Source organism: Streptomyces niveiscabiei, from assembly GCF_001419795.1.
GTDB classification, from domain to species: Bacteria; Actinomycetota; Actinomycetes; order Streptomycetales; family Streptomycetaceae; genus Streptomyces; species Streptomyces niveiscabiei.
Genome location: NZ_LIRL01000412.1, coordinates 1 through 13,498 on the forward strand (window position 1 = coordinate 1; position 13,498 = coordinate 13,498).

A 13,498-nucleotide genomic window follows, 5' to 3' on the forward strand; every position below is an offset into this window, starting at 1 on the left:
GGGCGGTGGGGGTGTGGGTGGCTGAGCGGTTGGATCGGATGGTCGGGGAGTGAGGTGGAGGTATTCGGCTTCGTAGGGGGTCAAGTCGTCCCGGAGCTCTTCGTCGCCGAGGAGGTGGGCGGTGTGGCGGGTGCACCAGGCGTGCAGGTCCAGGTGGATGGCTGTTCTGAGGAGCCAGATGCGGGGGCGGCGAGCTTGGAGGGTGTCGTAGAGCGCCTCGATCGCGGACTCGGTGGTCGGGGTGGTCAGGAAGTCGATCTGGAAGCCGAGTTGTACTGATGAGACGCCCAGGAGCCGTGCGATCACCCTCGCCAGGGGCTCGTCAGCGCCGGGGCGGGTGAGTTGGCGGCAGGCGCAGGCGAGGAGGGCGATGCGGGTTTCGTCCTCCAGGGTCTGTGGTTTCGCCAGCTTCTTCAGGGTGTCGTTCACGAAAGCGGCGGGGAGGCGCCCGCTCTCTCCGGCTAGGCGGCGGGTGATCGCGCTGTGCATCTGAAGTGAGCCTGGCTCCGTGCTGATCTTCCCGAGGCTCTCCAGGCACCGTCCGTACAGGTCTGGCAGGCCCTCGTGAGGCGCCGAAGGGGCCAGCAGGAGGACGATCAGGTCATAGCCAGCGGACATGGCATGCCTTTCGAGGTCCGCGTGGGTGACACCTCCCAGCATCTCCCACACCGGGAGAGCCGGGCTCGCCAACTCGTCGATGTCCGAGTCGTGAAGGATCAGTGTGCGGTGGACTGCGGTGGTTCTTGAAACGCCGTGCTCTCTCAGCCACAGGTAGATGTCCTGCCGTTCCGCAGGGTCAGTCCTCACCACTTGCGTGAACGTGTCCCACGCGCCCGGCTCGAACTGAGACTTCCAAAGTGTCGCGTGGGTACGCCAGTTCGCGACCGGATCTGGAGCGGTGCCCGCGATCTGGGAGAACTGGATGCTTCCCCGAGCGAGCGTAAGCAACAGGAGGTTGGCGCTGTAGCACGCATGGCGGTAGGTGACCGGGGTCAGGTCTGTGCTGTAGCCAGTGTCGTGTTCGACGGGGTGCAGCGCTCGGGGGAACAGGATTCGGATCGGGTCCGTGTCCGTGTCCATCTCGGGGAGAAGGTCGCGCAGGTCGTTGATGATCTGTTCGCGGTCGGTCAGAGGTGCGCAGGAGAGGAGCGCGAACAGGAGGGCGTCGTATCTGCCTCTGTCCGGGCAACCGGTCAGTGCGCGGGCGATCTTGCGGGCCACTAGGTACTCGCCGAACGTAGCGTGCAGGAACTCGTACCAGAGGTGTTCGTCTCCGTCCCCGTATGTGGCTCTAGCCTCGTGGATGAAGAAGAAGCGGCCGAAGAGCAGCCATGGCGCGGAATCCGTCGCGGAGTTGGCGGGGTCTCTGAGATACGCGAGGTCGTGTTCCGCGTCCGTCGCGCTCACGCCCTGACTGCCCCTGTTGAACATCGCCATGGCGACCACGGAGAGGAGGTCGAGTTCGTTCTCGACCTTTTCCTCCAGGAGAGTTGGGCGGAGACCAGGTTCCAGTTTGGTGATCTGGCGGCGTACGAAGAGCTTCAGGAGGCGTTCGTAGAGGGTGCCTCGACTCATCGTCCCCGCTGCTTCGGCGTCGGGCTCGATGGAGTGGTAGAGCGCGAGCATGAGCAACAGGAGGGGTTGGGGGGCGAGTTCGGGGTGTCGTGCGGCCAGGTCGGTGCCGCAGGGGTGGGCCTTGTTGACCGTGTTCCAGATGCGCGTCCAGTGGGCGATCCGTTCCTCGTCGAACGGCTCCAGGCGGATGATGGTGCTGCCCGGCGGGATCGCGGCCTGGTCGGCGACGACTGTGCGGCTGGTGACGATCGCGGCTACCGGGAGTCCGTTGGTGGCCGAGCGGCGTTGGAAGTCGGCGATGTCCTGGAGGTAGCGGTAGTGGTCGGTGCCGCCTGCCTGGAGGAGTTCGTCGAAGCCGTCGAAGATCAGGACGGGGAGGACGCCGGGGGATGCTTCGGTCAACTCCGCCCAGGTGATGGTGCGTTGGGTGAGCCGGTGGAGGGCGTGGTCGATCTGTTCGAGAACGCCCGCGTCGGCGGGGACCGTGCGGAGTTCGATGCGGATCGGGAGGTAGTCGGTGGGTGGGAGGCGGGCCGCGATGAGCTTGGTGAGGAGGGATTTTCCGGTGCCGGGGTCGCCCAGGACGATCAGCGGGTGGTCAGGGGTGGGGTACGTGGTGAGGTGGCCGGCGAGGAGGGTCTGGATGTCCTGGTGCACAGGGTGCGTGTGCCACCAGGCGTCCACGTGCGGGCTGTTGTCGGGGGCATGGGGGGCGACGCGGTAGGCGGGGTTGACGTACCCCTGGGCGAGTTTGGGGATGCGCGGGCCGGTGTGGTCCTCCCCCGCCTCTCCCGCCTCGCCGGCCGAGGAAAGGGGGCGGGTCAGTTCGTGGCGGTGGATCTCGGCGATGCGGGCGGGCCACTCGGCAGGGGGTGCGTTGCGGGCGAGCGCGCGGAGGAGGGTTTCCAGGCCGGCAAGTCCCGTTCTGCGCGCGGCGAGTTCACCGTAGAGCTGCTCAAGTTCCGTCCGTGCTCGGCCGGTCGGGCAGTGGGCCAGGACGTCCATCGCGTAGGCGGGGTCGTGCACGGTGGTCCAGATGAACAACTCGGGGCATTGCACGGCGAGTTCGGCCAGGCGTGACTTGTACAGCGCGACGGTCGAGCCGGTGTCCTCGGGCTGGGAGAAGGGGCTCAGCTCCCTGGCGATCCGTTCGAAGTGCTGGACTGCACAGGCGTGATGGTCCGCATCCGACAGGGAGACGGAGGCGAGTTCACCCTCCAGGCTCGCGTCGATCAGTCCGGCACCTCCGGTGTTCAGGTCCAGGCACTCGTACAGCAGCGGCCCTTCGACGCACACCCTGGCGATCAGCAGAGCCCGCGCGGCTGGAAACAGGCGGGCCTTGTGTACGTGGCAGGCGTGACGCAGTTTCCCGCGCAGGCCGGTGAGCAGCCGCCGCGCGACCTTGTCGAACCGGTGGCGGAAATCCAGCAGTTGGGATTCCTCATCCAGGCCCGCCCGGTCGAGGGCCGCCATCTCGTCGAGCAGGCGTACGTCCCGTCCGGCGAGGATGCGGGCCGCCGCGCTGAGGCCGTTCGGCTCGACATCGTCGTACCGGGTCGTGTGCGCGCTCTCGCAGCCAACGCAACCCGCAGGCTCCCGCCCGGTGTTGCGGTCCTGGGCGCTCTCGGTGGCTTCCGACTCCTCAAGCCGGCGGCGCCAGTAGGCGACGTCGGCGCCGATCGCCTCCACCAGTTTTCGGACCACGTCCCAGTCCGGTGTGTTCGTCCGTTTCCCGTTCAGGAGTTCGGAGAGGGCTGAGGGGCTCAGGTGGAGGCGGCGGGCCAAGTCCCGTTGGGGGACGCCCTGTTTGCGGACCTCGGCCTTGAGCGCACGCCAGAACGGCTCGCTGTCCGCCACCCCGACCCCCTCGTCGTACGTGTCACCTGCGGTGAGCTTAGGAGCACGCGGCGCGGTGGCCGAGGGGTTCCGGCAGAATGGGGGCATGGCACGTCGTCCTACCTCCTGCCCTTGTGGTCTCCCCTCGGCGTACGACGCCTGCTGTGGTCGTTACCACGTGGGCCCTGTCGGCGCGCCCACCGCCGAGGCGTTGATGCGGTCGCGGTACAGCGCGTTCGTGAAGGGGGACTCGGCGTATCTGGTGCGGACCTGGCATCCGCGGACTCGGCCCGGGAGCTTGGAGCTGGATCCGGGGATGCGGTGGACGGGGTTGGAGATTCTCCGGGTGGAGGACGGAACCGCGTTCCACGGCAAGGGAGTTGTGGAGTTCAGGGCCTCGTACCGGGGTGGGTCGTTGCACGAGGTGAGCCGGTTCGAGCGGGTCGACGGGGCGTGGGTGTACGTGGACGGGGAGTTTCCCGGCGTGTAGGGGGTCAGGGGGCCAGGATGTCCAGTTCCTGGAGGGCTCCCTCGGTGATTTCGCGGGTGAGTTGTTCGGCGCGGGCGGCGTCGCCCTCGCGGACCGCTTCGGCGACCTGGACGTGGAGGGTGACGGCGGCGGGGTCGGGGTCGGCGAACATCACGCGGTGTTCGGTGCGGCCGGTGAGGACCTCGGCGACGACGTCTCCGAGGCGGGCGAACATCTCGTTGCCCGAGGCCGTGAGGATGACGCGGTGGAAGGCCACGTCGTGGATGAGGTAGCCCTCCAGTTGGTGGCCGCGCGAGTTGGCGACCATCCCCAGGACGCATTCCGTGAGCTCGGCGCACTGCTGCGGCGTCGCGTTCTTCGCCGCCATGCCCGCCGCGACCGGCTCGATCGCCGAGCGCAGAACTGTGAGTGAGCGCAGCTGGCGGGGGCGGTCGGCGCCGGCCAGACGCCAGCGGATGACCTGCGGGTCGTAGACGTTCCACTCGGCGGTGGGGCGGACGATCACGCCCACGCGGCGGCGGGACTCCACGAGGTGCATCGACTCCAGGACCCGTACCGCCTCGCGCATGACGGAGCGGGAGACGTCGAAGCGCTGGGACAGCTCGTCGGTGCGCAGGACGCTGCCAGGGGGGTACTCGCCTGCGGTGATCGCGGGGCCGAGAGTGTCGAGTACATGGCCGTGCAGACCTCGGCCCGGAATGGTCATGCACTCAGAGTACGGCGTCCGTCACGGACTCAAAAAGTCAGATTTATTTGAGTCGAGGGCTTGAATTCGTCGTACCTAATAGGTTTCAGTGGCGTTGACATCACGTGTCGGCAGTACGTCGAGGAAGACAGCGAGGTAGTGATGAGCACCCCCCAGGTCGTCGTGGTCATGGGCGTCGCGGGTACCGGCAAGACCACGATCGGTCCCCTGCTCGCGGCCCGGCTCGGCGTTCCGTACGCCGAGGGTGACGACTTCCATCCGCCGGCGAACATCGCGAAGATGTCGGCCGGTACCCCGCTGGACGACGACGACCGGTGGCCGTGGCTGGACTCGATCGGCGCGTGGGCGCACGAGCGGGCCGGGCTCGGCGGGGTCGTCAGCTGTTCGGCGCTGAAGCGGTCGTACCGGGACCGGTTGCGTGCGGCGGCCCCCGGCCTGCTCTTCGTGCACCTCAGCGGCTCGCGCGAGCTGATCGGGGAGCGGATGGGGCACCGGGAGGGCCACTTCATGCCGACCGCGCTGCTCGACTCGCAGTTCGCCGCGCTGGAGCCGCTTCAGGCGGACGAGGCGGGCGTTGTGGTCGAGGTCTCGGGACGGCCGGAGGAGATCGCCGAGCGGGTCCGCGTGCAGCGCCTCGACGACACGCACCGCCGCGTCTCCCTGCGCGGCTACCAGGAGTTCGGCGCGCGCTTCGCCCTCGCCCGGCGCAAGGTGATCCTCGGTGACGAGATGGGCCTCGGCAAGACGATCCAGGCGATCGCGGTCCTGGCCCACCTGGCCGCCGAGGGGCACCGCCGCTTCCTGGTCGTGTGCCCGGCGAGCGTCCTCGTCAACTGGACGCGCGAGGTCGAGGCCCGCAGCGCCCTGCCCGTCAGGGTCCTGCACGGCCCCGCACGGCACGACGCGTTCGCGGACTGGCGGGGGCGCGGCGGCGTCGGGGTCACCACGTTCGAGGCGCTGCGCGGATTCCCCGTACCCGGCCCGGACGAGGTCGGCCTGCTCGTCGTCGACGAGGCGCACGCCGTGAAGAACCCGGAGGCCAAGCGCTCCCGGGCGGTGGCCCGCTGGACGGAGCGGTGCGAGCGCGCCCTGTTCCTGACGGGTACGCCGATGGAGAACCGGATCGCGGAGTTCCGCAGCCTGGTGGGGATGCTCGACGGCGAGGTCGCCGAGGCCCTGCGGGACCGGGACGCGCACGCGTTCCGCCGGATCGCCGCCCCTGTCTACCTGCGCCGCAACCAGAGGGACGTCCTGACCGAACTCCCGCTCCTCCAGCACACGGACGAGTGGGAGGAGCTGAGCGCGTCGGACGAGGAGGCGTACCGGGACGCGGTGCGGGCCGGGAACTTCATGGCGATGCGCCGGGCGGCGTACGCGCGCCCCGAGCGGTCGGCCAAGCTGAACCGGCTGCGGGAGATCGTCCGCGAGGCCGCGCAGACCGGGCAGAAGACGGTCGTGTTCTCCCACTTCCGGGACGTCCTCGCGGTGGCCGGGGCCGCGCTCGCCGCCGACGTCCCCGTGTACGGCCCCCTCGACGGCGCCACTCCCGCCGTACGGCGCCAGCTGGTCGTGGACGACTTCGGGGGCGCCGCCGGACCGGCCGTGCTGCTCGCGCAGATCCAGGCGGCCGGTGTCGGGCTCAACGTGCAGGCCGCGTCCGTCGTCGTCCTGTGCGAACCCCAGACCACCCCGGCCCTCGAACACCAGGCGGTGGCCAGGGCGCACCGCATGGGCCAGGTCAGGCCGGTCCGGGTGCACCGGCTGCTCGCCACCGGGGGAGTCGACGAACGCCTGCTCCAACTCCTCGCGCACAAGGCCCGGTTGTTCGACACGTACGCCCGGCGCAGCGCCGTGGCCGAGGCCACCCCCGACGCGGTGGACGTCTCGGACACCGGCCTCGCGCGCCGCGTCGTCGAGGAGGAGCAGCTCAGGCTGGGCCTGACGGGCGGGTAACTCGTCCTGCACGGGCCGATGTTGGGGCCACGGGTTCGGGGATACGATCATTTCGGGTGAATGTGTTTCTCCGGGGGAGCCCGTGGAGGGCGTGATGACGACACGGACGTTGAAGCAGCGGCGGGCCGAGGTGACGCGTACGGCGTTGCTGCGGGCCGCTGCGGAGATGTTCGGGCAGGTGGGGTTCGAGCGGGCGACCGTGAAGGGGATAGCCGAGCGGGCGGGGCTGACCCTGGGGGCCGTCTACTTCCACTTCCGGAACAAGGAGCACCTCGCGCGCGAGATCGTCGTGTCGCAGCCCTTGTTCATGGTCGCGCCGCATCCGTCCGAGGGCTTGCAGCACGCCGTCGACCTCACGCTGATGTGGGCCTGCCGGATGCTGTCCGACCCGCTGCTCCAGGCCGGCGCGCGCCTCGTGATGGACCAGGAGAACTTCGTCGTCCCCGAGCAGAACTCGCACCGCCAGTGGGCGGACGTCCTCGTCGAGCACCTGCGCACGGCCCGCGCCCGCCGCGAACTGCGCCCCGGCGTCGACGTGGAGGAACTGGCCCGCGTCCTCGTCAACGCCTGCACCGGCGCCCAGATCCACTCCCGCATCGAGACCGAGTACCAGGACCTGCCGGCCCGGGTGGAGGCGATCTGGCGCTGCCTGCTGCCGGGGGTCGCGACACCGGCGACAGCGGCCCTGATCGAGTACGGCGCGGGGCGCGCGGGCGAGGCCGGGTGACCCGCTGCCGTCCCCTCCGCCGGCATCCCCTCCCGGTGCCGTCCCCTCCGGTGCCGGCCTCCCGGTGTCAGCCCTTCCGGACGGACACCCCCGTCGGATGCGCCCCCTCCACCAACGGCCCGCTGTCCAGCACCAGTCGCAGTATCCGCGACACGTCCTCCGTGGACCCCCCGCACCCCTGCTCCCCGGCCTCGGGATGGTACGCGCGCTGCCGTGCGCAGGTCTCCGAGCCGGCGATCAGGTGCGCGGCGAGCGCCGTGAGGGTCGACGGGTCGGCGCCGGGCGGGAGTTCGGCGGGGCAGACCGAGGCGAGGCGGTCGCGCAGGGCCGGCTGCCAGGCGGAGTACCAGTTGGGCGGCGTCCACAGGAGCTCGCGGGTGAGGCGGGCGGCGGCCCGTACGGTGGGGTCGTGGTCGAGGAGCCCGGTGAGCGCGAGGGTGAAGGACGCGAGCCAGCTCATGGACGACGCCGGGTGCGCGGGCAGGTCCATGAGGGCGGCCCGCGTCCTGCCGACCCCCTGCTCGCCGACCGTCCTCGCCAGGTCCTCCTTGGACGCGAAGTGGAAGGTGAGCGCGCCGAGCGAGGTGTCCGCCGCCTGGGCGACCCGGGTGAGGGAGGCGCCCTCGTAGCCGTCCCGGTCGAAGACCTCGGCCGCCGCGTCCACCAGGGTCCGCCGCGTCCGAACGGCCCGCTGCTGCCTCATGCCGTTCCTCCCTGAACCTGCGCCGTCGACAGGACGAACAGCCAGTGAAACAAAATCCTCACCACTTTAGGCAGCCGTTCCGACGGCGTGTCAGGTTCGGGGAGTTGTCCCGAAAACAAAAAAGCCATTATTCTTTCGTGCGGTCGAGATCCAGAATCCGGCCGAGGCTGGTGGCGAATCGCTTGGGGGCAGCGTGGACATCAAGGTACTCGGAACGTTCTCGGTCAAAGTGGACGGTATGCCCGTCCTCCCGGCCGCCCGGCTGACCCGCCAGACGCTGGCGCTCCTCGCCGCCTACCCCGGCCAACTCGTGCCCACCGCCGTCCTCGCCGAGGAAGTCGCCCCCCAAGAGCCGCCCGGCACCGGCAGGTTGGTCGTCCAGACGGCCGTGCGGGAGCTGCGCGAGCGGTTCGCGGAAGCCCTGCGCGGCGGCCGGCGCGGCGAGGACCTGCTCTCCGAACTCCCGGGCGGATACCGGCTGGAGACCGGCGCGGGCACCCTCGACACCTGGGACTTCGACCGGTACGCGGGCGCCGGGTACCGCGCGATGGAGGCGGGCGACGCGGAGAGCGCGGCCCGCCGGCTGCGCCAGGCCCTCGCCCTGTGGTCCGGCGAGGCGTTCAGCGGCGTGGAGGCGGGCCCACGGCTCCAGTTGAGGATCGACGACCTGGAGCGCTCCCGCCGGCGCGCCGTCGACCAGTGGATCGAGGCCGAGCTGCGCGCGGGCCGCGACCGCCAGCTCATCACCGAACTCGTCGCCGTCATCGCCCGGTTGAGGCTGCGCGAGCCGCTCTACGAGCGCCTCCTGGAGAAGCTCCACCCGGGCAACACCTCCCAGACCGCCCTCACCGCGTACTGGCAGCTCCGCCGCGAACACCCGGCCCCGACCACCGCGGGCGCGTGACGAGGGACGTGACGGAGAACGACCGGAATATCCGGACAGATTAAAACGGCACACGAATAGGCCGGGCAGCGGTGGGCCGCCACGGAATTCGGCCGGGCCGCCGCCCGGAAAGCCGTTTTCACGCCACGGGGATTCCGTCCCTCGTCCACCCCGCAGCGCCTTCGGCCGCGCCTCACTCTACGGACGCCCCACCCCCCGGCAACAAATGCGCGGGAACAATGTCAAGTCCTCGACCTGATGGACTCCGCCGCACCTGACGTACTGCTCACAGGCCCGTTGGCCGGGCCTCGGCGACGGCCCAAGAATCCTGGCGAGCCGTCACCCGCATCCCGCGCCGCGCCCCGCGCCGCCGGTTTCCTCCGAGCGCGCCACGGCTCGCCCCGCACCGCAGGCCGTGACCCCTCAGCTCTACGGAGACCCCAGTGGACAACACCCTGCTCGACATCCGGCTGAAACCCGCGCGGCAGCAGCCGGCATGGGACGACCTGGAGCAACTGGAGCGCGTACGCGACGAGCTGGTCCGGCGCCCCGCACTGGTCACGGGTGCGGACGTACGGGCCCTGCGCGCCGCCCTCGCCGAGGTCGCCGCCGGGAACGCCCTGGTCGTCCAGGCCGGCGACTGCGCCGAGGACCCCGACGAGTGCACGGTCGCCCACGTCGCCCGCAAGACCGCAGTCCTCGACCTCCTCGCGGGCGCCGTCAAGATGATCGCGCACCGTCCCGTCGTCCGCATCGGGCGCATCGCCGGACAGTTCGCCAAGCCCCGCTCCAACGACACCGAGACCGTGGACGGCGTCGAACTCCCCGTGTTCCGGGGGCACATGGTCAACTCGCCGGAGTTCGAGAAGGACGGCAGGCGGCCCGATCCGCTGCGGCTGCTCACCGGGTACATGGCCGCCGCCGAGATCATGGAGCACCTCGGGCGCCGCGCCGGCATCGAACCGCCCGTGTGGACCAGCCACGAGGCGCTCCTCCTCGACTACGAGATCCCCATGCTGCGCCGCGACCGCGAAGGCCGGCTGCTGCTCGCCTCCACCCACATGCCGTGGATCGGCGAACGCACCCGCCAGGTCGACGGCGCGCACGTCGCGCTGCTCGCCGAGGTCGTCAACCCTGTCGGCTGCAAGGTCGGCCCCAAGATGAGCGTTCCCGAACTCCTCGCGCTCTGCGAGAAGTTGGACCCCGAGCGCGAACCCGGACGGCTCACGCTGATCGCCCGCATGGGCGCCGGCACGGTCGCCGACGTGCTGCCCGCGCTGGTCGCCGCCGTACGCTCCGCCGGGCACCCCGTCAGCTGGCTCAGCGACCCCATGCACGGCAACACCGTCACCACCCCCGACGGCGTCAAGACCCGGCACACCGAGACCGTCGAGCGCGAGATCACCGCCTTCCAGGAGGCCGTGCGCTCCGCCGGGGGCGTCGCGGGCGGGCTCCACCTGGAGACCACCCCCGACGACGTCGTCGAGTGCGTCGCCAACTCCGGTTGCTCCACCGGGCGTTACACCTCCCACTGCGACCCCCGGCTCAACCCCGGCCAAGCGGTGGCGGTCGCCTCCGCGTGGCACCCTGCGAAGTGAGGAACTCCATGGACAGCATGGCCAACAGGACCGCGCTCGTGACGGGTGCGGCGGGCGGTATCGGTACGGCGATCGTGCAGGCGCTCGCGTCCGCCGGGGCGCGCGTCGCCGCCGTCGACCGGGATGTGCGGGAACTGCTCGAAGTCACCACCAAACTCTCCACCGGCGGCCTCGACATCGCGCCCCTGCCCGCCGACATCACCGACGAGGACGCGGTACGCCGCGTCGTCGACGAGGCCGAACAGCGGCTCGGCGGCATCGACTTCCTCGTCAACGCGGCGGGGATCCTGCGGCTCGGCGCGGTCCGGGGGTTCCGTACGCAGGACTGGGCCGACACCTTCGCCGTCAACGCGACCGGGGTGTTCCACATGACCCGGGCCGTCGTCGACCGGATGATTCCCCGGCGCAGCGGGGCGATCGTCACCGTCGCGTCCAACGCCGCGCGCACGCCGCGCAGCGAGATGGCCGCGTACGCCGCGTCCAAGGCCGCCGCCGCGCAGTTCACCAAGTCGCTCGGCGTGGAGGTGGCCCGGTACGGGATCCGGTGCAACGTCGTGGCGCCGGGGTCCACGGACACGCCGATGCTGAGTTCCATGTGGGCCGACGAGAGCGGGCGGCAGAAGACCATCGACGGGTCGCCGGCGGCGTTCAAGCTGGGGATTCCGCTGGGGAAGATCGCGCGGCCGGAGGACGTGGCGGCGGCGGTGTGCTTCCTGCTGTCGGACGAGGCGTCGCACATCACGCTGCATGACCTGACGGTCGACGGAGGGGCGACGTTGGGGGCTTGACCGTTGCCGACTGCTGCGCCGTTGTGGCTGGTCGCGCCCACGCGGCGGAGCCGCAAATCGATACAGCCCCGCGCCCCGCAGGTGCCTCAACTGAGCCTTCGTCAAAAGGAGCTCCCATGCCTGGTTTGCCCTCCATTTCCCCCTATCCCATGCCCACCGCCGAGTCCCTCCCGCCTCGCATCCCCGCGTGGAGCGTCGATCCTTCGCGAGCCGTTCTGCTGCTCCACGACCTCCAGCGGTACTTTCTTCGGCCCCTCCCCGACGCGCTGCGTACCGAACTCATCGGCAACGCCGCCGAGTTGACCTCCTGGGCCAGGGCCGGCGGCGTACCCGTCGCCTACACCGCTCAGCCCGGCGGCATGACGCCCCAACAGCGCGGGCTGCTCAAGGACTTCTGGGGTCCGGGTATGCGCGTCGACCCCGCTGATCGGGAAGTTGTCGAGCCCGTTGCTCCTCGCGACGGGGACTGGCTGCTCACCAAGTGGCGGTACAGCGCGTTCTTCAACACCGATCTGTTGCAGCGGATGCGGGACGCCGGGCGGGATCAGCTGGTCGTGTGCGGGATCTACGCGCACGTCGGCGTGCTGGCGACCTGCGTCGAGGCGTACACGCACGACATCGAGACCTTCCTCGTCGCCGACGCCGTCGCGGACTTCGGGGAGGGCGACCACCGGATGGCGCTGGAGTACGCGGCCCGCTGCTGTGCGGTCGTCCTGCCGACGAAGGAGGTCCTGGGATGACAAGTGACGCTCTTCAGAGGGTGCTTGAGGAAACCGCGGGACCGTTCGCCGTGCTGTTCCGGCCGGAGACCGCGGGCCCGAGGTCCCTGGACGTGCTGCTGGGGGAGGTCCAACTCCCGTCCACGCTGGGGGAGATACCCCTCACCAGCGACGGCGACGACCGCGGGCCCGGCGCCGAGGTCCTCGTCCTCGTGCCCTACCGGCAGGTCGCCGAGCGGGGGTTCGAGAGCCACGACGACGGGGCGCCGCTGATCGCGATGACCGTCACCGAGCAGGAGACCCTGCCGCTCACCGAGGCCCTCGCGCGGATCCCGGACGCCGGGATCGAGCTGACGGGGGGCCGCTTCGACGTCGGTGACGAGGAGTACGCCGAGATCGTGCGGCGCGTCGTCGCGGACGAGATCGGCACCGGCGAGGGCGCCAACTTCGTGATCAAGCGGTCGTTCACGGCCGACATCACCGGGTACGGCGTCCACTCCGCGCTGACGTTCTTCCGGCGGCTCGTCGAGCGGGAGACCGGCGCGTACTGGACGTTCGTCGTGCACACCGGGGAGCGGACGTTCGTCGGGGCGACGCCCGAGCGGCACGTCAGCCTGCACGACGGGACCGCCGTCATGAACCCGATCAGCGGGACGTACCGCTACCCCGAGTCCGGGCCGACCCTGCCCGGCGTCCTCGACTTCCTCGCCGACCGCAAGGAGGCCGACGAGCTGTACATGGTCGTCGACGAGGAACTCAAGATGATGGCCCGGATCTGCGCCGACGGCGGGCGGGTCGTCGGGCCGTACCTCAAGGAGATGGCGCGGCTCGCGCACACCGAGTACTTCATCGAGGGGCGCTGCGACCGGGACCCGCGCGAGATCCTGCGCGAGACCCTCTTCGCGCCGACCGTCACGGGCAGCCCGCTGGAGAGCGCGTGCCGGGTGATCGCCCGGCACGAGCCGCGCGGGCGCGGGTACTACAGCGGGGTCGCCGCGCTGATCGGGCGCGACGAGAGGGGAGCGCGCACGCTGGACTCCGCGATCCTCATCCGTACGGCCGACATCGACGCGCGCGGCCGGGTGGACATCGGTGTCGGGGCGACGCTCGTCCGGCACTCCGACCCCCTCGCCGAGGTCGCCGAGACCCGGGCCAAGGCGGCCGGGCTGGTCGCGGCGCTGGAGGCGGGCGGTCCCGCGCGGTTCACCTCGCATCCCGAGGTGCGGGCGGCACTGGAGCGGCGGAACCTGTCCGTCGCCGACTTCTGGCTGGCCGACGGTGCCGCACAGGTCGGCTCCCGGCCCCGCCTCGCCGGTCAGCGGGTCCTCGTCGTCGACGCGGAGGACACGTTCACGTCGATGATCGAGAAGCAGCTCAAGGCGCTGGAACTGGAGGTGACGGTCCGCCGGTTCGACGAGGCTTACGCCTTCGACGAGTTCGACCTCGTCGTCATGGGCCCCGGACCCGGCGACCCGCAGGACACCGGTCACGTGAAGATCGCCCACCTCGACGCGGCGGTC

11 protein-coding genes are annotated in these 13,498 nt (G+C 70.6%); 8 read left to right on the plus strand and 3 right to left on the minus strand.

The genetic code is table 11. From position 1 onward, the window contains the following. Positions 1–3,432 (minus strand): helix-turn-helix domain-containing protein (locus AOK24_RS20135; RefSeq protein ID WP_055721451.1); only part of this gene is annotated, 3,432 nt, incomplete at its 3' end. Between the two features lie 85 nt (positions 3,433–3,517). On the opposite strand from AOK24_RS20135, the gene AOK24_RS20140 reads away from it, so the two are divergent. Continuing rightward, positions 3,518–3,901 (plus strand): YchJ family protein, encoded by a 384-nt coding sequence (locus AOK24_RS20140; protein WP_055721457.1) that lies wholly within the window; start codon positions 3,518–3,520, stop codon positions 3,899–3,901. A 4-nt stretch (positions 3,902–3,905) separates the two neighbouring features. Here AOK24_RS20140 and AOK24_RS20145 read toward each other — a convergent pair whose 3' ends face one another. Beyond that, positions 3,906–4,607 (minus strand): FadR/GntR family transcriptional regulator, encoded by a 702-nt coding sequence (locus AOK24_RS20145; RefSeq protein ID WP_055721452.1) that lies wholly within the window; start codon positions 4,605–4,607, stop codon positions 3,906–3,908. Between the two features lie 141 nt (positions 4,608–4,748). Between AOK24_RS20145 and AOK24_RS20150 the strand changes: the two genes are divergently transcribed. Further along, the gene (locus tag AOK24_RS20150) at positions 4,749–6,560 is read left to right on the plus strand and encodes a gluconokinase, GntK/IdnK-type (protein ID WP_079056899.1); all 1,812 of its coding nucleotides are present in this window, start codon (positions 4,749–4,751) and stop codon (positions 6,558–6,560) included. 94 nt (positions 6,561–6,654) lie between these two features. Then, the gene (locus AOK24_RS20155) at positions 6,655–7,287 is read left to right on the plus strand and encodes a ScbR family autoregulator-binding transcription factor (protein ID WP_055721458.1); all 633 of its coding nucleotides are present in this window, start codon (positions 6,655–6,657) and stop codon (positions 7,285–7,287) included. A gap of 67 nt (positions 7,288–7,354) precedes the next feature. Here AOK24_RS20155 and AOK24_RS20160 read toward each other — a convergent pair whose 3' ends face one another. Then, positions 7,355–7,990 carry a TetR/AcrR family transcriptional regulator gene (locus AOK24_RS20160; RefSeq protein WP_055721453.1) on the minus strand — a complete coding sequence of 212 codons (636 nt, stop codon included), beginning with the start codon at positions 7,988–7,990 and terminating at the stop codon, positions 7,355–7,357. A 238-nt stretch (positions 7,991–8,228) separates the two neighbouring features. Here AOK24_RS20160 and AOK24_RS20165 point away from each other — a divergent pair, with 238 nt between their 5' ends. The 5 genes from AOK24_RS20165 to AOK24_RS20185 all read left to right on the plus strand — a co-directional run. Next, complete coding sequence (locus AOK24_RS20165) at positions 8,229–8,894, plus strand: AfsR/SARP family transcriptional regulator (protein ID WP_133258146.1); 666 nt, start codon at positions 8,229–8,231, stop codon at positions 8,892–8,894. 422 nt (positions 8,895–9,316) lie between these two features. After that, entirely contained in the window at positions 9,317–10,471 is a 1,155-nt protein-coding gene (locus AOK24_RS20170; protein WP_055721455.1) for a 3-deoxy-7-phosphoheptulonate synthase, read from the plus strand. Positions 10,472–10,488: 17 nt separating this feature from the next. Next, positions 10,489–11,259, plus strand: a complete 771-nt coding sequence (locus AOK24_RS20175) for a 2,3-dihydro-2,3-dihydroxybenzoate dehydrogenase (protein WP_055721459.1) — start codon at positions 10,489–10,491, stop codon at positions 11,257–11,259. Positions 11,260–11,375: 116 nt separating this feature from the next. After that, entirely contained in the window at positions 11,376–11,999 is a 624-nt protein-coding gene (locus tag AOK24_RS20180) for an isochorismatase family protein (protein ID WP_055721456.1), read from the plus strand. Further along, on the plus strand, positions 11,996–13,498 hold a 1,503-nt coding region (locus tag AOK24_RS20185), incomplete at its 3' end, for a chorismate-binding protein (protein WP_055721460.1). The genes AOK24_RS20180 and AOK24_RS20185, both read left to right, overlap by 4 nt.